Source organism: Citrobacter amalonaticus (assembly GCF_002918555.1).
In the GTDB taxonomy this organism is placed as follows: Bacteria; Pseudomonadota; Gammaproteobacteria; order Enterobacterales; family Enterobacteriaceae; genus Citrobacter_C; species Citrobacter_C amalonaticus_A.
The window spans coordinates 48,478-70,521 of the sequence record NZ_PQMB01000010.1 but is presented as its reverse complement, the minus strand read 5'-3'; the positions used below and the strand labels follow the sequence as shown (position 1 = coordinate 70,521).

Here is a 22,044-nt window from a genome sequence, read left to right as displayed (position 1 = left end):
TGGAGAACAGGATGACAACTACCACTCTACTGGCCGTCAACGGAACCCTGATGCGCGGCCTGGAACTCAATAAAAATATGCAAAAAGCAGGCGGGATCTTTGTCCGTGAAGACCGCACTGACGCTCACTACCGTTTGTGGAGCATCAATGACCGCCATCCAGGCATGATCCGCGTGACAGAGGGCGGCTCGCACGTCGCGCTGGAAATATGGCGGTTACCGCTGGCCAGTTTTGCTGAGCTACTGCTGAGCGAGCCCGCCGGGCTGGCAATAGGCAAGGTCAAACTCGAGGACGGCAGTGAAGTTCTGGGCGTACTGGCGGAAAACTGGCTAACAGAAGGACAACGGGAAATTACCGAACCGGGAAGCTGGCGCACATACACAGGTCATTTTCATACCGTGTAATGCGCATTAACAGAGGGAATAAGATATGCGTAAAACAGAAGAAAGTATTGATACTGCGTCAGGTTTGCGAATTGCCATGATTTTGCTGGGGATCGCCGTGACCCCCGTTCTGCTTTCATCCTCAAGCCTCGGCAACCAACTCTCCCGCAGCATCCTGGTCACCGTGGTGGTGTCAGGGGGGTTAATCCTGACCATCCTTGCCGCTATCACGATTAGCGTTGGCGAAAAAGCCCGCCTGCCGACATACGGAATTGTGAAATATGCTTTCGGTGAAAAAGGGGCGATTGCCATTAATATCCTGATGGCTATCAGTCTGTTTGGCTGGATTGCCGTCACTGCAAATATGTTTGGTCACTCTGTACATGATTTACTGGCCCAACACGGCGTACAACTCCCCGTCTCTCTGCTGGTAATGGCGGGTTGCGTGATATTTGTCGCGTCAACGGCATTCGGCTTTGCCGTACTTGGCAAGGTTGCGCAGATCGCTGTGCCGGTTATCGCCCTGGTACTGTGCTATATCCTCTATCTTGTCACGCACAGTGAGGTTACCGCCCCTGCGGAAGTTGTCAGCATGAATACAGGCGTTGCTGTCTCAACCGTTGTCGGCACAATTATCGTCCTGGTCGCCACGTTACCTGACTTTGGTAGCTTCGTGCATAACCGCAAACATGCCCTTATCGCCGCTGGCGTGACGTTTCTAATCGCCTATCCGTTGCTCTACTGGGCCGGTGCAACGCCCAGCGCGCTCAGCGGCCAGGGCTCTCTGCTGGGAGCCATGGCAATATTTGGCGCCGTACTGCCTGGCGCGCTGCTGCTGATTTTTGCCTGCGTCACGGGTAACGCCGGAAATATGTTTCAGGGTACGTTAGTGGTTTCAACGCTGTTGACCCGTTTTCCTAAATGGCAAATCACTGTCGCTCTGGGCGTGCTCTCTGCAATTGTCGGCAGTCTGGATATTATGGCGTGGTTCATCCCATTCCTGCTGTTCCTGGGAATCGCGACGCCGCCGGTGGCAGGAATATATATTGCCGACTTTTTCCTGTATCGCCGAAACGGTTACCAGGAAGCGGTTTTGACGCAAGAACCCCAGATCAAAGTACTGACGTTCATTGCCTGGTTCCTGGGCGCCACCGTTGGCTTTATGACAGTAAAAGGGCTTTTCACCCTGACCAGTATTCCTTCAGTAGATTCGATTGTTGTGGCTTGTGTCGCTTACATACTGTTAAGTCGATTGGGTCAACATCGCTAGCTCCTGGGTATAATTGGCGTCATCATTACGGCTGAACCCGCAGTGGTTCAGCCGCTCTATGCCAACCAGGAAACCTTATGTTCATCTCTGACGAAACTCTTCGTGTCATCCATCTGGTCGCCGGACATCAGAGCATCACCGTCGCCGCAGAGCAATTAAATAAGGTGCCTTCCGCCATCAGCTACACCATCAGAAAAGCGGAAGAAAGCCTGGGGGTGGCGCTATTTATTCGCAAAGGTCGATATATCGAAATCACTGCGGCGGGTCGCTATTTTATTGAACATAGCAAGACCATTCTCGGAGATATGGAGGCGCTGAAACGTAATACCGTCCTGATCCATGACGGCGTCGAGCGCGAGCTGACCATTGCGGTGAACAATATTATTCCCTCTTCTTTGCTGGTGGCGTTTATCCGCGATTTTGAGCGCCAGTTTTCCTCTACCGCCCTGACGGTCTGCCTTGAGGTCTACAATGGCTGCTGGGATGCGCTGTACAGCAGACGCGCCGATCTGGTGATTGGCGCGCCACATGCGGTCCCCAGCACTGAAGGTATTATCAGCGAACCTGTTGGTCAGCTTGAATGGGATTTTGTCGTCAGCCCGCAGCATCCACTCGCCAGTGAGCGCCACCCGCTGGAGAACGCTGAGCTGCGCCAGTACACGGCGGTGTGCATTCGCGATACCTCCATAAATTTTACGCCGCTACAGGCATGGTTGCTGGAGGGACAAAAACCGCTGTTCGTACCAGACTTCGTCACGGCAATTGCGCTTATCGAACAAAACGTCGGCATCGGTTATATCCCACACCATTTAGCGCTCCCGCTGCTAAACAGTGGCAAACTGTTGAAAAAACCGATGCGTGAGCATAAACATGCGACAAAATTATTCCTTGCTGCCCGCGCAGACGGCATGGGGAAAGTGTGCCAGTGGTGTATTGACTATTTAAAAAAACCGGCTCTTTATGCCAGTTTAAATTAGAAAAGCGGAGGCTCTCGCCTCCGCGATAATAATTACGCCTGACGCAGGTTCTGCGCGGCTTTAACCATGTTCGCCAGGGCGGCGCGGGTTTCCGGCCAGCCACGCGTTTTCAGGCCGCAGTCCGGGTTCACCCACAGACGCTCAGCCGGAATACGCTGCTCTGCTTTTTTCAGCAGCGCTTCAATCCACTCGACGCTCGGGACGTTCGGCGAGTGAATGTCGTACACGCCCGGCCCGATTTCATTCGGGTATTCAAACTCTTCAAACGACTCCAGCAACTCCATATCTGAACGTGAGGTTTCAATCGTTATCACGTCTGCATCCAGCGCGGCGATGGAGTCCATAATGTCGTTAAACTCGCAGTAACACATGTGGGTGTGGATCTGGGTATCATCTTTCGCCACCGCCGCGTTGATGCGAAAAGCATCCACCCCCCATTGCAGATAGGCATCCCAGTCGCTACGGCGCAGCGGCAGGCCTTCGCGCAGCGCCGGTTCGTCGATCTGGATAATGCCAATGCCTGCCGCTTCCAGATCTGCCACCTCATCGCGCAGCGCCAGCGCAATCTGTTTGGCAATGGTTTCGCGGGTGACATCCTCACGCGGGAAGGACCAGCAGAGAATGGTCACCGGGCCGGTCAGCATCCCTTTTACCGGCTTGTCGGTCAGAGACTGTGCGTACTTCGCCCACTCCACGGTGATCGGTTCCGGACGGCTGACATCGCCAATGACCACTGGCGGCTTCACACAGCGGGAGCCGTAGCTCTGCACCCAGCCATTTTGAGTAAAGACGAAACCGTCCAGATGCTCGCCAAAATATTCCACCATGTCGTTACGCTCGGCTTCACCGTGCACCAACACGTCCAGCCCCAGACGCTCCTGCTCAACAATCGCTTGCCTGATGTGCCCCGCGATACCGGTACGGTAGTGGTTCGCGTCAAGGTTGCCCTTTTTAAAATCCAGACGCAGGCCGCGGATTTCCGTCGTTTGCGGGAACGAACCGATCGTGGTGGTCGGCCAGGCTGGCAGGTTGAAGCGCGCACGCTGTGCTTCGGCACGAACCGGGTAAGCGCTGGCACGCTGACTATCCTGGGCAGTAATTGCGGCCAGGCGTTTCTCTACCGCTGCGTTATGGACGCGGGTGGAGTAACGACGGGCCTGAATCGGCGCGCTCCATTCAGAAATCGCGCCGGTATCACCGCTGTTCAGCGCATCACGCAACAGCGCCAGCTCGCCGCATTTTTGCAGGGCGAACGCAAACCAGCTCTTTACTTCCGCATCCAGACGGGTTTCCACGCTCAGGTCAATCGGGCTGTGCAGCAGGGAGCAGGACGAGGCCACCCACAGCGCACGTTTGCCGACAATGTTCTTAATCTGCGCATACTTTTCCGTTAAATCGGCACGCCAGACGTTACGGCCATTCACCAGACCCGCAGACAGCAGCCAGTCGGCCGGGAGACGCGCGTGCAGTTCCGCGACCTCATCTTTCCCGTGGACCAGGTCAACATGCAGACCCTGCACCGGCAGCGCGGCGATGGTGTCGAGGTTCGGCGTGACACCTTCAAAATAAGTGGTCAGCAGCAGCTTCAGCTGGCCTGTCAGCGCGTCGTAGGCCGGTTTAAAAGCGCTCAGCCATTCCTGCGGCAGCTCCAGCACCAGCGCTGGCTCATCAATCTGTACCCATTCAATACCACGCTTCGCCAGCCCGGCCAGTACCTGCTGGTAAACCGGCAGAATATCTTTCAGCAGGCTCAGACGGTCAAACGACTCGCCCTTCACTTTGCCCAGCCACAGATAAGTCACTGGTCCCAGCAAGACAGGCTTCACGTTATGACCCAACGCCAGCGCTTCATCCACTTCGTCCAGTAACTGTGTCCACGTCAGTTTGAACTGCTGGCCCTTAACGAACTCCGGCACCATGTAGTGATAGTTGGTATTAAACCATTTGGTCATTTCCGCCGCCGCTGCGGGTTCGCCGGTTGGGGCGCGACCACGGCCAATGCGGAACAAGGTGTCGATGTCGACAACGCCGTCGTTGTTCTGATGACGAGCCGGCACGTTGCCAAGCAGCAGGCTGGTGGTCAGAACATGGTCGTACCAGGCAAAATCACCCACCGGCAGCAGATCGATCCCGGCTTGCTTTTGCTGATCCCAGTGACGGGCGCGCAGTTCGCGCCCCACCGCCAGCAGTTCTTCACGGGAAGCGTTGCCCGCCCAGTAGCTCTCTTGCGCTTTCTTCAGCTCGCGACGCAGGCCAACGCGAGGGAAACCGAGGGTGTGATTAATAATTGTCATTTTTCTTCCTCTAATTATATGTAAATCCTGAGCATTTTAAATTCAGGGAAGGCGGCAAGTTTGCTCATCCCCGGGCGCTTACATAAGTAAGTGACCGGGGTGGGATAACGCAGCCAACGCACCATCAATTTAAAAGACGACGGATTTTAGACGTCTGGATGTTTACACATCTATAATTGACAGGTACTGTATATTCCTCAAGCGCAATTTGTTCATGCCGAAGTGAAGGACTTTCATGATCGAGATTAAACACCTGAAAACGCTCCAGGCGTTGCGGAACACCGGGTCACTGGCAGCCGCCGCCGCGACGCTGCATCAGACCCAATCCGCCCTGTCTCACCAGTTCAGCGATCTGGAACAACGCCTTGGCTTTCGACTTTTTGTGCGAAAAAGCCAGCCGCTGCGCTTCACGCCACAGGGCGAAATCTTGCTACAGCTGGCAAATCAGGTGCTGCCGCAGATTAGCCGTGCGTTGCAGGCCTGTAATGAGCCGCAGCAGACTCGCCTGCGCATCGCCATTGAATGTCATAGCTGTATTCAGTGGCTGACCCCTGCGCTGGAAAATTTCCGCGCGAAATGGCCGCAGGTGGAGATGGATTTCAAATCCGGCGTGACGTTCGATCCCCAGCCCGCCCTACAGCAGGATGAACTGGATCTGGTGATGACTTCCGATATCCTGCCGCGCAGCGGACTGCACTATTCGCCGATGTTTGATTTTGAGGTGCGGCTGGTGCTGGCCCCCGATCATCCACTGGCTGGCAAAAGGCAGATCGCGCCGGAAGATTTAGCCAGTGAAACGCTGCTGATCTATCCGGTGCAGCGTAGCCGACTGGATGTCTGGCGACATTTTCTACAGCCTGCGGGCGTCAGTCCGTCGCTGAAAAGCGTGGATAACACCCTGCTGTTAATTCAGATGGTTGCCGCCAGAATGGGCATCGCCGCCCTGCCGCACTGGGTAGTGGAGAGTTTTGAGCGCCAGGGTCTGGTGGTGACCAAAACCCTGGGAGAGGGGTTGTGGAGCCGTCTGTACGCCGCCGTGCGCGACGGCGAGCAGCGCCAGCCGGTTACCGAAGCGTTTATTCGCTCAGCGCGGAACCACGCCTGCGATCATCTGCCGTTTGTACGGAGCGCGGAGCGACCCAGCGGCGATGTACCCACAGTGAAGCCACTATCACCAGCGCGCCTGTGATAAAGCTCGGCCAGTGGGGTTGCTGGTGCCAGATCGCCAGGTTAACCAGCAGTCCCGCAGGCACATGCATATTATTCATGATACCCAGCGTCCCTGCATCGACCTGCGTAGCCCCATAGTTCCACATGAAGTAGCCAATCCCCGAAGCCACCACGCCAAGAAAGACCAGAATGCCCCACTGTAGCGATGTTTCCGGCATCTTTTGCGTGTTACCCAGCATGAACCAGGCAATAACCGCCACCAGAAAGGCCCCCACGTAAAACCAGGCAAACGCGTTATGCTGCGGCATCGGACGCGTTTCCATCAGCCTTTTGTAACCGACCATCCCGATAGCAAAGCTGATATTGGAAAGCTGGACCAGCAGCAGGCCGGTCCAGAAGTGATCCGTGACCTGATCATAACGAATAATTCCCGCGCCAATCACCGCCAACAGCGCACTGAAGGCGTAGCCCCAGCGCAGACGACGCTTGCTCATCAGATCGTAAATCAGCGTGATATAGAGCGGTGTCAGGACGGTAAACAGCAGCAGTTCGGAAACGGTCAGCCAGAGATACGCGCGGAAACTCAGCATGTACATGATGCCAAGCTGTATCGCCCCCACCAGCATATACAGGCCAACCGTTTTGGCGCTGTGCCCGCGGGTACGCAGAAACGGCAAAAATACCAATGCGGCCAGCCCAACCCGAACCAGTACGGCGAAATAGCTATCAACATGACCAGCAAGGTACTCGCCAAACAGACTGAAGGAGAAGGCCCACAGGATCGTGGTAATAATCAGTAACGCCACAATGGATGTCTCACAGAACCGGAAACATCCATTGTAGCGGAGAGTTTAGTTGACATCTGGTCAACTAAAGAGCAATCACTTTAAAAAGAGATCGCACAGATAGTGCGGCACCGCGTCGTCGGCGTTGATACCTATCACGTCCAGCTCAGGATGCAGATCCTTCAGGCGCTGGTGGGCATTACCCATAATGCAGCCTTTACCCGCCATTGAGAGCATTTCAGCGTCGTTCATGCCGTCGCCAAAGGCAATGCAGTCTTTCAGGTCGTAGCCCATTCTTTTCGCCACCGCTTCCAGCGCATGGCCTTTGGAAACGCCACCTGCCATCACTTCCAGACAGGTCACGGTCGAGAAACTGACATTCACGCGATCGCCCCAGCGGGCGTTGATCGCCTGTTCCAGCGGTAGCAATTTTTCATGCGCATTACTGGTAAAAAATACTTTGCTGATGCCTTCCGGCTCCAGCAATCCCGGCTCGAACAGTTCATAGTGGAATACCGCCTCCTTGAAGAAACGCATCTCTTCAGGGCGATGACGGTTCATAAACCATTCGTCATCACGATAAACATTGGTCACGATATCAGGGTTGGTATGCACCACGCCAAACAGATCGGCGGCGATGTCACGATCAAGGTTATGTGCGAACACCTGATTTCCGTCGGTATCGTGTACGCGCGCGCCGTTAGAGGTGATCATGTAGGCCTTAATGCCCAGACCATCGCGGATTTGCCCAACATCAATGTAGTGACGACCTGTGGCAAACACAAAATTAACGCCGCGCGCAGTCAGCAGTTTCAGCGTCTCTTTTGCATAAGGGGATAACGTGTGGTCGGGGGAGAGCAGCGTGCCATCTAAATCAGACGCAACAACCTGGTACATAGGAAAATTTAACCTCTAAGCAAAGCGGTTTCCGCTGGTGAGTTATGCCTGTCGAAAAAATCGACAATGGCGTTAAGCGCGACTGAGCGCATAGCGTCCTTTTCAAAAAGGATCTCATGGTACGCGCCTTTTATGACCAGCGGTTGCCCCCCTTCAACAGGGTGACCCGCTGCGGCGCGGATTTCACAAAAACGGTCATGCGCACGGTTATCCACCACGCGCTCTTCTTCAGCCTGAATTAACAGGGTTGGCGTGGCGTCATCGCCCGCCCCCGCAAGCACCTGCTCACCTGCCAGGATCCCTTCTCGTACCCAATGGTACGTCGGACCTCCGACACGAAGCGTCGGCTCATCCGCGTAAAAACGTAAATTGCGCCGATAGCGCGGTCGACTGTGGGTTAACGCGTTCATGCCAAACGGCAATGCCCGCCAGCGTCCGGTCCCCATCGCGTAACCTTCACGGATACTCTGATACCCTTCCGCCCAGTCGAGAATATGACGAACCATGAACGAAGGAAGGCGCATTACGATACCAAACATCGGCGCACAAAGCGCAATGGCATCACACTGATTCGGGTGACGCTGCAGGAACAGAGTGGCAATTGCACCACCCATTGAGTGCGCCAGGATATAACGCTTGCGCCACGGACCCGGCTGCACTTCCTGTTCCCAGAAAGCGGTCAGATCGTCGACATAGTCATTAAAATTATCGACATGCCCCCGGTGCGGATCCGGCAACATACGTCCGGAACGCCCCTGTCCACGATGGTCGATGATAAGGACATCAAAGCCCATATGAAACAGGTCATACGCCAGTTCCGCATACTTTACGTAGCTTTCGATACGCCCAGGGCAGACGACAATCACACGATCGTTTTCTGCTGCACGAAAGCGGACAAAGCGAACCGGGACATTGTCCACTCCCGTAAACTCCGCTTCTTCCCGCTGATGCCAGAAATCTGTCAGTGGCCCCATGGAAAAAGCTGCAAACGCGTTTTCTCTTGTTTCCCAGTCTTTTTGCTGCTGAAACATCGGGTATCCAGCCTCGTTTACCAGGTAAAAATCGTTTTTTTTATGGTGCCTGACACATTAGTGTGACAGTAGCGTATTGTGGCATATACCCGTCATACTTCAAGCTACAGATGTGCTGACAATAACCCGGCCCATCAGGGGCTTGCCCTTACGGGCGCTGTTAACAGCGTTCAAATTCGTTCCAGACGAATATGTTAGGCTACAAATTTAAACAACCCGGGAGTTCTCATGACCTTTGAATGGTGGTTCGCCTACCTTTTGACATCCATAATTTTAAGCCTTTCTCCGGGCTCTGGCGCCATCAACACCATGACGACATCCATTAACCACGGCTATCGTGGCGCATCGGCATCCATCGCGGGGCTACAGGCCGGGCTTGGCATTCATATCGTGCTGGTAGGCATAGGTCTGGGAACGCTCTTTTCACGCTCAGTTATCGCCTTTGAAGTCCTGAAGTGGGCGGGCGCCGCCTACCTCATTTGGTTGGGTATCCAGCAGTGGCGCGCCGCAGGTGCAATTGATCTCAACACCCTGGCTCATGCCCAGTCGCGGGGACGCCTGTTTAAACGTGCGGTATTTGTGAACCTGACCAACCCGAAGAGCATTGTCTTTCTTGCTGCCCTGTTTCCGCAGTTCATCATGCCCAAAGAGCCCCAGCTGATGCAGTACATCATCCTTGGGATAACCACGATTGTGGTGGATGTGATTGTGATGATCGGTTACGCAACCCTGGCGCAGCGAATAGCCGCGTGGATCAAAGGGCCGAAGCAAATGAAAGCGCTGAACAAAGTGTTTGGATCGCTGTTTATGCTGGTAGGCGCGATGCTGGCATCGGCCAGACATGCCTGATGTAAGTGCCGGACAGGCCTACCGCGTATCCGGCTTACGGGTAAATCAGCGCGAAATAATCAAATGAATGCCGAACCCGGCGAACAGCGCGCCGGCAAAACCGTCTATCCATTTCGCCAGACGCTGATAGCCGCGACGCATTTTCGGCAGTGCGAACAGGCTGGCAACCACGGTAAACCACGCCAGCGTTTCGACGACGATCAGCACAAAAATGCCCCAGCGTGCGGCAGTGCCGACGTTATCGCCGACAAACAGCGAGAACACCGAGCCGAAGTAAATAATCGCTTTCGGATTTGCCAGATTCGTCAGCAAACCTTTTAAAAAACTGCGACCGCTTTGCGCCAGTTCAACCTGCGGCGCGGGGCTGGCAACATCTGTTTTCTTAAACGCGCCGCGCAGCATCTGGTAGCCCATCCAGCACAGATACAGGCCACCGCCCACCATGATAATGGTATGCAGCCAGGCCATTTTTTCGATGATCAGATGCAGACCGAGCAGCGCCACGCCAGCCCAGACCATCACACCACAGGTGATACCCAGCACGCCCATCATCGCCTCTTTACGCGAGCGGCTGACAGCAGTTTGAGAGACAAAGAAAAAGTCGGGGCCAGGACTCATCAGCGCAACGATATGCACCATAGCCACGGTGAGAAATAGCATTAACATATATTTGGCTCGCGGGGGATAGTTCAGTGAATCACCATCCTGGCACTTTTTTGCCCGGCTGACTACTCTTCGTCGTCACCATCGACATGCGCGCGGATCAGCGCCATAAACTCTTTGCCAAAACGCTCAAGTTTGCGCATCCCCACGCCGTTGACGCTCAGCATTTCACTCGCAGATACCGGCATCTGTTCGGCCATTTCAATCAGAGTGGCATCATTGAAAACCACATACGGCGGGATATTCTCTTCATCGGCAATCGCTTTACGCAGCTTGCGCAATTTGGCGAACAGCTTGCGATCGTAGTTGCCGCCAAAGGATTTCTGCATGACACGAGGCTTCAGCGCGATAATGCGCGGTACCGCCAGCTGGAGCGGAGCCTCGCCGCGCAGAACGGGACGTGCTGCATCCGTCATCTGTAATGCTGAGTGCTGGGCTATATTTTGAGTCACCAGGCCTAAGTGAATGAGCTGGCGAATAACGCTCACCCAGTGTTCATGGCTTTTGTCCCGCCCCATGCCATAAACCTTGAGTTTATCGTGGCCCAACTCACGGATACGCTGGTTATTCGCACCACGAATCACTTCCACCACGTACCCCATACCGAAACGCTGGTTAACCCGGCCTATCGTGGAAAGCGCAATCTGCGCATCGTTTAAACCATCGTACTGCTTCGGCGGATCCAGGCAGATATCGCAGTTGCCGCACGGCTCCTGACGCCCTTCGCCAAAATAGTTGAGCAGGACCAGGCGGCGACAGGTTTGCGCTTCGGCAAATGCGCCCATCGCGTTCAGCTTGTGCCGTTCGATATCCTGCAACTGCCCGGCGGGCTTCTCTTCCAGGCAGCGGCGCAGCCACGCCATATCCGCCGGATCGTAAAATAACATGGCTTCCGCAGGCAGGCCGTCGCGCCCGGCACGACCGGTTTCCTGGTAGTAGGATTCAATGTTGCGGGGAATATCAAAATGCACGACGAAACGCACGTTAGGTTTGTTGATCCCCATACCAAACGCCACGGTCGCCACGACGATTTGCAGATCGTCACGCTGGAATTTCTCCTGCACATCGGCCCTGACGTCGTTTTCCAGCCCGGCATGATACGCCGCAGCGCTAAGACCACGGCTTTGCAGACGCGCTGCTGTGTCTTCCACCTTCGCCCGACTGTTGCAGTAGATAATGCCTGACTTACCGCGCTGCTCTTGTACATAGCGCATCAACTGATCGAGCGGCTTGAACTTCTCCATCAGCATGTAACGAATGTTCGGGCGGTCAAAACTGCTGATCTGAATTAAAGGATCGTTGAGGCCTAGCAGACGGACGATATCCTGCCGGGTGGTGTCATCGGCGGTGGCGGTTAACGCCATAAACGGCAGGGCGGGGAAGCGCTGGCGAAGCTGTCCGAGTGCGGCGTATTCCGGGCGGAAATCGTGCCCCCACTGCGAAATACAGTGCGCCTCATCAACCGCTAATAATACGGGGTTCCAGTGCGACAGATGCTCAAGAAAGTTATCCAGCATCAGGCGCTCAGGCGCGATATACAGCAGGCGAATTTGCCCGGTGCGACACCCCGCCATCACCTCAAGCTGTTGTTCACGGTTCTGCGTCGAGTTCAGACACGCCGCCGCCACACCGTTCGCCAGCAGCTGGTCAACCTGATCTTTCATCAGGGAGATTAGCGGAGAGACCACAACGGTCAGCCCGTTTAACAGCAGCGCAGGAATCTGATAGCACAGGGATTTCCCACCACCGGTTGGCATCACCACCAGGCAGTCGCGCCCTGAAAGCACGGTATCAATGATCTCTTCCTGACCCGGGCGAAACTGTTGGTAGCCAAAGGTTTCCTGCAAAACCTGTTTGGCCCCTGATTCCAGATTCAACACTTCCGCCTGCGCCACATTAACCCCGTTAGCTGTAAATCAAAACAGGCGCTATTTTCAGCGCCTGAGAGAGAAACTGCAATGTTTAAAACACAATCATTGTCCAATCAGAAGATGTCATTCAGCATAACGCCCACGCCGACACGCGTCTGATTAAAGTTATAGTCGATTAACGATTCACCATAACCGCTGTACACCTGAGTATAGAGTCGAACGTGCTTCGTCATCGGATAGCTTAACCCCAGCTCCGCGCCACCGTAACCGGTGTTCCAGTTATACTGCCCTTTCGCGCTTAACACCGCATCCCCCAGGTGATAACCGATTTTAAGCTGGTAATAGCCCATATATTTGGTGATATCCGGGTTATCGTCGGTGCTGCCGATGACGTACCAGGGTTTCACCTCCACCAGCCAGTTTCCGTTTTCCGCCATCAGGCGGGTATACAGACGGTTCCAGCTACGCGATGTTGGATCGGAACGGCCATTCGAGTCATGGTTATAGCCCATTTCGACATCACGCAGCGTCCACCCGGCAAAGCGATAATCCGTGGCAAAACCCAGGAATAACTGCGGCTCATAGTTAGTCTCGCGAAACGGTGAAGACTCTTCACTGTTGGAGAGCTGCCACCAGGATTTCTGAGTATAAGAAGCACCCAGTACCGAGTTCGCCCCTAAAATCCCGCGCCAGAGCGGAAACGCCAGGCTGAGTTGAAATTTCACCTCATCTTTACGCGCATTGTCAGACCAGCTATAGCTACTGATAGCCTCTTTATTCATGTCGCTGGTATTGGTGTAGATGAGGTAGTTGGTGTCGTAAGGATACAAAGTGAAAGGATTATCATGCTCCTGCAGCATATTAGCGATAATACTGCCCTGCACCGCAGGCACATCATGAACCTCTTTGATGGTGGCCTCTTGCGCATACGCAACCACGGGAAGCATTGCAGCAGGTAACAGCCAACCCAGAATCGACCGCATTGGTAGTGTTCTCCTTAACTATCTATTTTTGAATTGTATAATTGACTGGCAACTATTCTACATACTTACATACAACCTCGTTAGTTATCCCGTCTTAAAGTAGAAAACAACAAACAAGAAGCATAAAATAAACATTTCATTAACCATATATCCTAAATAATTCGAGTTGCAGGACAAAACACGTAGTCGTCCTGAACAGCGCTTGCGCCGGAACCGAAGGGGCGAGGCGCTGGGATGGGCCGGGTAACAAAACACCTGCAACCTGAAGCATGACGGGTATGGAGTGTCAGGATCGTATGTCTGCTGTATTAACTGCTGAACAAGCCCTGAAATTAGTGGGTGAGATGTTTGTGTATCATATGCCATTCAACCGGGCACTGGGGCTGGAGCTGGAACGCTATGAAAAGGAATTTGCCCAACTGGCCTTTAACAACCAACCAATGATGGTAGGCAACTGGGCGCAAAGCATTCTGCATGGCGGGGTCATCGCCTCCGCGCTGGACGTGGCCGCCGGGCTGGTCTGCGTTGGCAGTACCCTAACCCGCCACGAAACGATCAGCGAAGATGAGTTACGCCAGCGTATGTCGCGAATGGGAACGATCGATCTGCGCGTTGACTACCTGCGTCCCGGCAGAGGAAATCGCTTTACGGCTACCAGCAGTCTGCTGCGTGCCGGGAATAAAGTTGCCGTGGCGCGCGTGGAGCTGCACAACGAAGAACAATTGTATATTGCCAGTGCAACCGCGACTTATATGGTGGGGTGAAAACAGGTAGACTGTTGTTACACTTCTGACATGAGTTTTCCCGATGGATGCAAAGCAAACGCGGCAGGGCGTATTACTCGCTCTTGCCGCCTATTTTATTTGGGGTATCGCACCGGCGTACTTCAAGCTGATTTACTATGTTCCCGCTGACGAGATCCTGACGCATCGCGTGATCTGGTCCTTCTTCTTTATGGTGGTGTTAATCAGTATTAGCCGTCAGTGGTCAAACGTAAAAAAACTGCTGCAAACGCCAAAGAAGATCTTCCTGCTGGCGCTGTCCGCAGTGCTGGTTGGCGGTAACTGGCTGTTATTTATCTGGGCGGTAAACAACCATCACATGCTGGAGGCCAGCCTGGGCTACTTTATCAACCCGCTGGTGAATATTTTGCTGGGTATGATGTTCCTCGGCGAACGTTTTCGTCGGATGCAGTGGCTGGCGGTGATTCTCGCGGTTTGCGGTGTACTCGTTCAGCTCTGGACATTCGGCTCGCTGCCCGTCATCGCGCTGGGGCTGGCGTTCAGCTTCGCGTTTTATGGACTGGTGCGTAAGAAGATTGCCGTTGAAGCGCAGACCGGCATGCTGGTTGAAACCCTGTGGCTCCTGCCCGTTGCCGCTATTTACCTGTTTGGCATTGCCGACAGCCCAACCAGCCACATGGGAGAGAACGCAACGTCTCTCAACCTGCTGCTGATTGCCGCCGGGGTGGTGACCACCATTCCATTACTGTGCTTTACCGGTGCGGCAACGCGGCTGCGTCTTTCCACACTGGGTTTCTTTCAGTATATCGGCCCGACGCTGATGTTTCTGTTGGCGGTGACGTTCTATGGTGAAGTGCCGGGCGCAGATAAGATGGTGACTTTCGCCTTTATCTGGGTGGCGCTGGCAATATTTGTTGCGGATGCTATCTATACCCAGCGAAGAACCCGCATGAAAATGTAATGCCTCTTTGCCGGATAACGGCTGCGCCTTATCCGGCCTGGGGGATCGACAGGCCCGGTATGCGTCGCACCACCGGGCGGAATATCACAGCCAGTTCTTACGTTTAAAGTAAAGATATGGCGCCAGACCCGCGATGATCATAAAGATAATCGCCCCCGGATAGCCAAAGCTCCACTTCAGCTCCGGCATAAACTCAAAGTTCATCCCATAGCTGGATGCCACCAGCGTCGGCGGCAGGAACACCACGGATACCACCGAGAAGATCTTGATGATGCGGTTCTGCTCGATATTGATGAAGCCCATGGCCGCCTGCATCAGGAAGTTCACCTTCTGGAACAGGGATTCGTTGTGCGGCAGCAGGGATTCGATATCGCGCAGGATCTCACGCGCCTGCTCCAGCTGTCCGCCCGGCAAGCGCGCTTTGCGCACCAGGAAGTTGAGCGCACGCTGGGTATCCATCAGACACAGGCGCACCTTCCAGCCGATATCTTCCAGTTCCGCCAGCGTGGAAAGCGCTTCGTCGTACTCATCGCCCTGATGCCCTTCCATAATCACCCGGCTCAACTCTTCCAGATCGCTGTAGATGTTCTCTATTTCATCCGCCAGCTGTTCGATCTTGGTTTCAAAGAGGTCCAGGAGCAGCTCATAGGCGTTACCATCAACCATTGCCTGGCTACGGGCACGCATACGATACAAACGGAAGGCGGGAAGCTCACGTTCACGCAGAGTGAACAGACGACCGTCACGAATGGTAAATGCCACGGTGGAGTTACCGGCGTGATCTTCCGCATCTTCGAAGAAGAAAAAGGAGTGGATGTGCAAACCGTCTTCGTCTTCAAAGAAACGCGCGGATGCTTCGATGTCTTCCAGCTCAGGGCGTGTCGCCAGGCTCTGGCCCAGCTCAGATTGTACGCGCAGACGTTCGTCATCGTCCGGCTCGACCAGGTCGACCCACACAGCGTCAATCAGGGTTTGTGACTCTTCGACTTCCAGCCGGGTGAGTCGGTTATTTTCCAGTTGAAATGCGCTCAGCATGACCGGGACTCCCAATGCTTAAAAATATCGGACAGTTCGGTGGGCACACAGAAACAATATGGGTTTCAGACCATTAAACAGCCTGACTCAGCGCGACGGAAAAGTGGAGAAGGTCGCTGACAACCGCTAAGGCTATCAGCAAAAAGGGATAGCCTTAGGAGTTGATCCTGGATGACAGGATAATGAGCCAGTATCTACTGGGTGTGTCCAAGGCGAATGTCCTCTTAGCGTAATCGTGCGCGCATGTTACGCCAGCAAAAATTTGCCGTCAACACGCAACGGAACGCGAAAAAGTAATAATTTCCCCTTATGCAGAAAGGTTAGCAGAGGAGGATTATTTATCTATGATTTCAGAATATTAAGCGGCAGTTTGCCGGATGGCGGCTGCGCCTTATCCGGCAATGGTAAAGGCGGTCAGACCGCTTCCAGCCTAGCATACGCCGCAACTAACCACTTGATTCCCTGCCCCTGGAACGCCACCTGTAACCGGCTATGTTCACCGCTGCCTTCCAGATTGACGATGGTGCCTTCACCAAACTTCGCATGACGCACGCGCTGACCGAGTTTATAACCGGTGTCGTTTTCCGCGACCGGCGTCCCCATCCGCTGATGACTCACCGGGCGGCTGACGGTAGCCCGGAGACGGACCTCTTCCACACACGCTTCCGGCAACTCGCCGATAAAGCGTGACGGGCGGTGATACACTTCTTTGCCGTACAGACGACGCGTTTCGGCATAGGTTAGCGTCAGTTTCTGCATCGCACGGGTCACGCCGACGTAAGCCAGACGACGCTCTTCTTCAAGGCGTCCGCCTTCATCCAGCGACATCTGGCTGGGGAACATCCCCTCTTCCATCCCGACGATAAACACCTGCGGAAATTCCAGCCCTTTCGCCGAGTGTAGCGTCATTAGCTGCACCGCATCCTGCCAGGTATCCGCCTGTCCTTCGCCAGCCTCCAGCGCCGCATGGGAGAGGAATGCCTGTAGCGGCATCAAATCTTCATCTTCTTCGTTGTAGCTGAACTGGCGCGTTGCCGTCACCAGTTCTTCTAAGTTTTCAATACGGGTCTGGCCTTTCTCACCTTTTTCCTGCTCGTACATCATCCGCAGGCCGGAGTCTTTAATCACCCGGTCGGTCTGCACGTGCAGCGGCATATCAGCCGTCTCCTGTGCCAGCGCATCGATCAGCTCCATAAAGCGCTGCAACGCGCTGGCGGCACGACCGGCCAGCGCTTTCTCCTGTAGCAGTTCTCGACACGCCTGCCACAGCGTAAGCTGGCGATCGCGCGAGGTCTGACGCACCACGTCCAGGGTACGATCGCCAATCCCACGCGTCGGAGTATTCACCACACGCTCAAACGCCGCATCATCATTACGGTTGGCAATCAGACGCAGATAAGAGAGCGCGTCTTTAATCTCCTGGCGTTCGAAGAAGCGCATACCGCCATAAATACGGTACGGCATACTGGCCTGCAATAAGGCCTCTTCCAGCACACGCGACTGGGCGTTACTGCGATAAAGAATGGCGCAGTTTTCCAGCGCGCCACCATTGTCCTGCCAGGTTTTAATGCGGTTTACCACAAAACGCGCTTCGTCCAGCTCGTTAAACGCGCAGTAGAGCGAAATCGGTTCACCGTCGACGCCGTCGGTCCACAGCTTTTTACCCAGACGCCCGTTGTTATTTTCAATCAGGGCGTTCGCCGCGCTAAGGATGTTACTGGTCGAACGGTAGTTCTGTTCCAGACGAATGGTTTGCGCGCCGGGGAAGTCGTTAAGGAAGCGCTGGATATTTTCCACCTGCGCTCCACGCCAGCCATAAATGGACTGATCGTCATCGCCGACGATCATCACCTTGCCGGTATCGCCCGCCAGCAGGCGGATCCACGCGTACTGAATGTTGTTGGTATCCTGGAACTCATCCACCAGAATATTGGTGAAACGCTCGCGGTAGTGCTGAAGAATATGCGGTTTGTTGAGCCACAGCTCGTGCGCACGCAGCAGCAGCTCGGCAAAGTCCACCAGACCGGCGCGATCGCACGCTTCCTGATAGGCCTGATAGACCTTTTGCCAGGTCTGTTCAACCGGATTGCCGTAGCTTTGAATATGATGCGGACGCAGGCCTTCGTCTTTCTGGCTGTTGATGTACCACATCGCCTGACGCGGCGGCCACTGCTTCTCGTCGAGATTCATGGCCTTAATAAGGCGCTTGAGCAGGCGCAGCTGATCTTCACTGTCGAGGATCTGAAAATCCTGCGGCAGGTTGGCATCCATATGGTGTGCGCGAAGTAGGCGGTGTGCCAGCCCGTGGAAGGTGCCAACCCACATGCCGCCCTGACTGGTGCCCATGATCTGACCGATACGGTGACGCATCTCCGCCGCCGCTTTGTTAGTGAAGGTCACCGCCATAATCGAATATGGCGAGTTATTTTCAACCATCAGCAACCAGGCGATACGGTGCACCAGGACGCGGGTTTTACCACTCCCTGCCCCTGCCAGCACCAGAACGTTGCTACGTGGCGCGGCCACCGCTTCGCGCTGTTTATCATTGAGGCTGTCGAGCAGGTAAGAAACGTCCATTGGCACCGCCGAAAGTAAGATGCCCGACGGCAGTCACGGCCAGGGCATACTGTTAATTTATACAATACTGCTGGTGATTATATCAGCGAGGTCAGAGATGCCAACCGCGAAATTTCCAGATGCGGCAGTAAACGACTGTCATTGGTCTGCATCAGATCGGCATTTTCCGGTTTAATCCAGCAGGCCTGCATACCGCAACGGATCGCCCCGGCGACATCGGTCGTCAGATCGTCGCCCACATGCAGGATCTCACCGATCGGGACATTCAGCCTTTCGGCCGCAAGAAAATACATATCGCTGAACGGTTTTGAGCGACCATCCGGACCGGCGCGTAATACAAATTCAAAGTAATCCCCCAGACCAAACCGCTCAGGCTGGGCGTTACCGTTAGTAATCGCCACCAGCGGCCATTTCTTCGCAAGCCGCTGTAAGGTATTGTGCGTCGCCTCGGGAACATCGACCCGACTGCGCCACTTCGCAAAGTTCATCATCGCCGCATTGGCGCCCGCAACCGCCTCTTCTGCCGACAGCCCGGCGTTCAACATGGCGCGTTCAACCGCGCGATGACGCCAGCGGGTCACATCATGATAAATTTCAGGTTCTGCTTCCCGCACAACCTGGCGCAGGCGATGCAAATCGGCATTCTGTAATGTCCGCAGCGCGGGGTGATAGTTCTGAACAAACGCGAGCGCTTCCTGCTCGGTACGCTGGATCACCGGACGGTTGTCGTAAAGGGTATCATCCAGGTCAAAGGTGAGCGCAGCGATGCGCCCCAAAGGCCGGTAAAAACGCATTATTTCTCCCGTTTGGCGCGTGGATGCGCCGCATCGTACACCGAGGCCAGGTGTTGAAAATCAAGATGAGTATAGATTTGCGTGGTGGAGAGGTTGGCGTGTCCCAACAGCTCCTGAACACCGCGCAGGTCGCCGCTCGACTCCAGCATATGCGTGGCAAACGAGTGACGCAGCTTATGTGGATGCACGTGGCTATTCAGCCCCTGCTTAATGCCCCATTCGGCAAAACGTTTTTGCACGTTACGCGCGGAGATCCGTTTTCCGAGCTTCGAGAGGAACAGCGCGTCTTCGTCAGAGCCAAACAGCCCGCGCAGATCCAGCCAGTGCTCAATCCACGCAACCGCATTACGGCCAATGGGCAGACGACGCTCTTTGCTGCCTTTCCCCATGACCCACACTTCACCGGTATCGAGATCCAGATGCTTAATATTCAGGCCCACCAGCTCCGACAAACGCAGCCCTGCGCCGTACATCACCTCCAGCATCGCCCGGTCGCGTACGGCGAGCGGATCGTTGAGGTCGATATCCAGCAGGCGATTAACATCATCCACATCGATATTTTTGGGCAAATGGCGCGGCGCTTTCGGCGCGGAAACGCCTTTCGCCGGATTGGCTTTTAGTTCGCCCTGGCTGACCAGCCAGTCAAAGAAGCTGCGCAGAGCGGAAAGACGCAGCGCCAGGCTGGCCGCCCCCAGTCCTTTACGGCGACTGCGCACTGCAAAACTGCGTACCGTCGCAATATCACATTGTTGCCAGCTTTGCAGACCGGTTTCTTCGGCAAACGCAATGATGGCATCAAGCTGACGCTGATAATTCAGCAGCGTAATGGGGCTAAGCTGGCGCTCCACGCCGAGATAGCACAAAAATCGTGCGACATCTGAAGAAAGGGCGGTCATACGCGTTCAATCCAGCGCCCCAGCAGCTCCGGCAGCATCAGCGCAATTTCCTGCAGTAGCTGTGTTCCCTGCCCCTGCTGATAATGATGTACATCGCGGCTGCTGAAGAGAATCACGCCAAGATCGCCATCGCGTCCCAACATGGACATCGCCACAGAGCCAATCGCTTTCGCTTCTGGTAACACGACCAATAATTCCGGACCGTTCAGCGGACCAAGATAATGGCGCTCCTGGCCCAGCCGCTGAATGCGTAGCGACTCAAAAGCCTGACGGCTTAACGCCAGATGGGTATAACTCGACGGCGCGCCGAGCCGCCAGCGGTCCGGGAACAGGCGTATAGTCGCCCCGGCAAGCCCCAGATCGCGTGCCCAGCGGTGAAAACGGATCAGCATATCGTCAAGGCTGCTGGCAGAGACCAGCTTTCCTTGCAGATGCAGCAGACGATAGAACAGGCTTTCGTTGGCGTTAGCCTGGTCCATCAGCAGTGACATGTTCTCTTCAAGAACATTGATATGGTTACGCGCGCGCGCCATATGCCACTCGACTAACGAAATTGAGCCTCTCACCGGGTGAGGGACGCGTATCGCCTCAACGGCGCGTGCATTGCGGATAAAAAACTCAGGGTTTTGCAACAGATAATCGACGACCGCCCGGTCATCAAGTTCAGTAAGCGTTTCCTGTAGTTCTTCCCCTGGCTGTTTCATAAATGAATAAACCCGTCGTAGACATGTGTCGCCGGGCCAGTCATATATAACGGATGACCCGGACCCTCCCAGGCGATATCAAGGCGACCACCCGGTAATTCCACGCGCACTTCTTCTGCCAGCAAACCTTGCTGAATGCCCACCGCAACCGCAGCGCATGCGCCACTGCCACAGGCCTGAGTCTCTCCTGCCCCACGTTCATAGACGCGTAAACGGATATGTTCGCGTTTCACTACCTGCATAAAGCCGATATTGGCGCGCTCGGGAAAGCGCTCATGACTTTCCAGAACCGGCCCCAGCGTTTCAACCGCCGCAGTGTCAACATCATCAACCGGAATCACGCAGTGTGGATTTCCCATTGAAACAACGCCGCACAATATTGTCTGTTCGGCGGCTCGCATAATATAAGTCTTTTCCGCTTTGTTAGCGCGAAAAGGCACCTGCGAGGGTTCAAAGTTGGGTTCACCCATATCGACCCGCACCAGTTCGTCATCCGTTACGCTCAGCACCATGCGACCGTTAGTCGTACTGACGCGGATATCGCGTTTATTGGTCAGCCCTTTCAGACGAACAAAGCGGGCGAAGCAACGCGCGCCATTACCACACTGCGAAACTTCGCTCCCGTCGGCATTGAAGATACGGTAATGAAAATCCAGCTCAGGATCGTAAGGTGGTTCGACAACCAGCAGCTGATCAAATCCTACGCCCAGATGCCTGTCAGACAAGCGACGGATCAGTTCTGGTGAAAAAAAGACATTCTGCGTTACCGCGTCGACGACCATAAAATCGTTGCCAAGGCCATGCATTTTAGAGAACTGCATCATTTACTCCATTCACGCGGGTGCAGAAACACACCGTCAGTAATTAACCTGGGAAGGCCCATCTCCCGTTGCGCGATCGTTTTGATCGGGCGTCGTTGACTGCGTTTGCGAATCAACTGGCTTCGTCGGCGGCGGCGCGTTCTTGTCAGCCGGCGGGAAATAGAGCGGACCTTTAAGCCCACAGCCCGTCAGGCTGAACAGAGTAAGAAGTACAGCGAGTGGCTTTAACACATTTTTCATTATGGATTGCCTGTAAAGTTCATACTTTCTGCGTTCTATCATCGCAGGAGAAGGCGTAAAAGCAAGAGTTTGGCTGAAAACTGCAACGCGATTTCTTTCA

Annotated in this window: 22 protein-coding genes; 7 read left to right on the top strand and 15 right to left on the bottom strand. The window is 54.7% G+C overall.

Going from position 1 to position 22,044, the window contains the following annotated elements; genetic code table 11:
- The first annotated feature begins 11 nt into the window (after positions 1 to 11).
- The 3 genes from C3432_RS26665 to C3432_RS26655 all read left to right on the top strand — a co-directional run bounded on the left by C3432_RS26665 (position 12) and on the right by C3432_RS26655 (position 2,630).
- Positions 12 to 404 (top strand): allophanate hydrolase-related protein, encoded by a 393-nt coding sequence (locus C3432_RS26665; protein ID WP_103780580.1) that lies wholly within the window; start codon positions 12 to 14, stop codon positions 402 to 404.
- Positions 405 to 429: 25 nt separating this feature from the next.
- On the top strand, positions 430 to 1,653 hold the full coding sequence (locus tag C3432_RS26660) for a cytosine permease (protein WP_103780578.1): 1,224 nt from the start codon (positions 430 to 432) through the stop codon (positions 1,651 to 1,653).
- Between the two features lie 77 nt (positions 1,654 to 1,730).
- Positions 1,731 to 2,630, top strand: coding sequence for a LysR substrate-binding domain-containing protein (locus tag C3432_RS26655; RefSeq protein WP_103780576.1), 900 nt, complete (start codon positions 1,731 to 1,733; stop codon positions 2,628 to 2,630).
- A gap of 32 nt (positions 2,631 to 2,662) precedes the next feature.
- Here C3432_RS26655 and metE read toward each other — a convergent pair whose 3' ends face one another.
- Complete coding sequence (gene metE, locus C3432_RS26650) at positions 2,663 to 4,924, bottom strand: 5-methyltetrahydropteroyltriglutamate--homocysteine S-methyltransferase (protein ID WP_103780573.1); 2,262 nt, start codon at positions 4,922 to 4,924, stop codon at positions 2,663 to 2,665.
- A 235-nt stretch (positions 4,925 to 5,159) separates the two neighbouring features.
- On the opposite strand from metE, the gene metR reads away from it, so the two are divergent.
- The gene (gene metR, locus C3432_RS26645; RefSeq protein ID WP_103780571.1) at positions 5,160 to 6,113 is read left to right on the top strand and encodes an HTH-type transcriptional regulator MetR; all 954 of its coding nucleotides are present in this window, start codon (positions 5,160 to 5,162) and stop codon (positions 6,111 to 6,113) included.
- Here metR and C3432_RS26640 read toward each other — a convergent pair.
- The 3 genes from C3432_RS26640 to pldB all read right to left on the bottom strand — a co-directional run bounded on the left by C3432_RS26640 (position 6,001) and on the right by pldB (position 8,807).
- Positions 6,001 to 6,900 carry a carboxylate/amino acid/amine transporter gene (locus tag C3432_RS26640; protein ID WP_103780569.1) on the bottom strand — a complete coding sequence of 300 codons (900 nt, stop codon included), beginning with the start codon at positions 6,898 to 6,900 and terminating at the stop codon, positions 6,001 to 6,003. The genes metR and C3432_RS26640 overlap by 113 nt on opposite strands.
- A 75-nt stretch (positions 6,901 to 6,975) precedes the next feature.
- Positions 6,976 to 7,776 (bottom strand): sugar/pyridoxal phosphate phosphatase YigL, encoded by an 801-nt coding sequence (gene yigL, locus C3432_RS26635; protein WP_103780566.1) that lies wholly within the window; start codon positions 7,774 to 7,776, stop codon positions 6,976 to 6,978.
- Between the two features lie 8 nt (positions 7,777 to 7,784).
- Positions 7,785 to 8,807 (bottom strand): lysophospholipase L2, encoded by a 1,023-nt coding sequence (gene pldB / locus C3432_RS26630; RefSeq protein ID WP_103780564.1) that lies wholly within the window; start codon positions 8,805 to 8,807, stop codon positions 7,785 to 7,787.
- Positions 8,808 to 9,035: 228 nt separating this feature from the next.
- Here pldB and rhtB point away from each other — a divergent pair, with 228 nt between their 5' ends.
- Entirely contained in the window at positions 9,036 to 9,656 is a 621-nt protein-coding gene (rhtB, locus tag C3432_RS26625) for a homoserine/homoserine lactone efflux protein (protein WP_103780562.1), read from the top strand.
- A gap of 45 nt (positions 9,657 to 9,701) precedes the next feature.
- On the opposite strand, the gene rhtC is transcribed toward rhtB, so the two are convergent.
- From rhtC to pldA, 3 genes are all read right to left on the bottom strand, one after another.
- Complete coding sequence (rhtC, locus tag C3432_RS26620; protein ID WP_103780560.1) at positions 9,702 to 10,322, bottom strand: threonine export protein RhtC; 621 nt, start codon at positions 10,320 to 10,322, stop codon at positions 9,702 to 9,704.
- A 62-nt stretch (positions 10,323 to 10,384) separates the two neighbouring features.
- On the bottom strand, positions 10,385 to 12,214 hold the full coding sequence (recQ, locus tag C3432_RS26615; protein WP_103780558.1) for an ATP-dependent DNA helicase RecQ: 1,830 nt from the start codon (positions 12,212 to 12,214) through the stop codon (positions 10,385 to 10,387).
- Positions 12,215 to 12,303: 89 nt separating this feature from the next.
- Positions 12,304 to 13,173 (bottom strand): phospholipase A, encoded by an 870-nt coding sequence (gene pldA / locus C3432_RS26610; protein WP_103780556.1) that lies wholly within the window; start codon positions 13,171 to 13,173, stop codon positions 12,304 to 12,306.
- A 296-nt stretch (positions 13,174 to 13,469) separates the two neighbouring features.
- Between pldA and yigI the strand changes: the two genes are divergently transcribed.
- Positions 13,470 to 13,937: an acyl-CoA thioesterase YigI gene (gene yigI / locus C3432_RS26605; protein ID WP_005133301.1), complete on the top strand. Its 468-nt coding sequence runs from the start codon at positions 13,470 to 13,472 to the stop codon at positions 13,935 to 13,937.
- A gap of 43 nt (positions 13,938 to 13,980) precedes the next feature.
- Positions 13,981 to 14,877 carry an EamA family transporter RarD gene (rarD, locus tag C3432_RS26600; protein WP_103780554.1) on the top strand — a complete coding sequence of 299 codons (897 nt, stop codon included), beginning with the start codon at positions 13,981 to 13,983 and terminating at the stop codon, positions 14,875 to 14,877.
- An 84-nt stretch (positions 14,878 to 14,961) separates the two neighbouring features.
- On the opposite strand, the gene corA is transcribed toward rarD, so the two are convergent.
- The 8 genes from corA to lptM all read right to left on the bottom strand — a co-directional run bounded on the left by corA (position 14,962) and on the right by lptM (position 21,944).
- Entirely contained in the window at positions 14,962 to 15,912 is a 951-nt protein-coding gene (gene corA / locus C3432_RS26595) for a magnesium/cobalt transporter CorA (RefSeq protein ID WP_103780552.1), read from the bottom strand.
- Positions 15,913 to 16,066: 154 nt separating this feature from the next.
- Positions 16,067 to 16,123 carry a YsgD/CorL family protein gene (ysgD, locus tag C3432_RS27865; protein ID WP_212723238.1) on the bottom strand — a complete coding sequence of 19 codons (57 nt, stop codon included), beginning with the start codon at positions 16,121 to 16,123 and terminating at the stop codon, positions 16,067 to 16,069.
- Between the two features lie 203 nt (positions 16,124 to 16,326).
- Positions 16,327 to 18,489: a DNA helicase II gene (gene uvrD, locus C3432_RS26585; protein ID WP_103780550.1), complete on the bottom strand. Its 2,163-nt coding sequence runs from the start codon at positions 18,487 to 18,489 to the stop codon at positions 16,327 to 16,329.
- A gap of 77 nt (positions 18,490 to 18,566) precedes the next feature.
- Positions 18,567 to 19,283, bottom strand: a complete 717-nt coding sequence (gene yigB / locus C3432_RS26580) for a 5-amino-6-(5-phospho-D-ribitylamino)uracil phosphatase YigB (RefSeq protein ID WP_103780548.1) — start codon at positions 19,281 to 19,283, stop codon at positions 18,567 to 18,569.
- The gene (xerC, locus tag C3432_RS26575) at positions 19,283 to 20,179 is read right to left on the bottom strand and encodes a tyrosine recombinase XerC (RefSeq protein WP_103780545.1); all 897 of its coding nucleotides are present in this window, start codon (positions 20,177 to 20,179) and stop codon (positions 19,283 to 19,285) included. Before xerC ends, yigB begins: the two co-directional genes overlap by 1 nt.
- Positions 20,176 to 20,883 (bottom strand): DUF484 domain-containing protein, encoded by a 708-nt coding sequence (locus tag C3432_RS26570; protein WP_103780543.1) that lies wholly within the window; start codon positions 20,881 to 20,883, stop codon positions 20,176 to 20,178. Before C3432_RS26570 ends, xerC begins: the two co-directional genes overlap by 4 nt.
- Positions 20,880 to 21,704: a diaminopimelate epimerase gene (gene dapF / locus C3432_RS26565; RefSeq protein ID WP_103780541.1), complete on the bottom strand. Its 825-nt coding sequence runs from the start codon at positions 21,702 to 21,704 to the stop codon at positions 20,880 to 20,882. The genes C3432_RS26570 and dapF overlap by 4 nt, the downstream gene beginning before the upstream one ends.
- 36 nt (positions 21,705 to 21,740) lie before the next feature.
- Positions 21,741 to 21,944, bottom strand: a complete 204-nt coding sequence (lptM, locus tag C3432_RS26560; RefSeq protein ID WP_103780539.1) for an LPS translocon maturation chaperone LptM — start codon at positions 21,942 to 21,944, stop codon at positions 21,741 to 21,743.
- Positions 21,945 to 22,044: the final 100 nt, after the last annotated feature.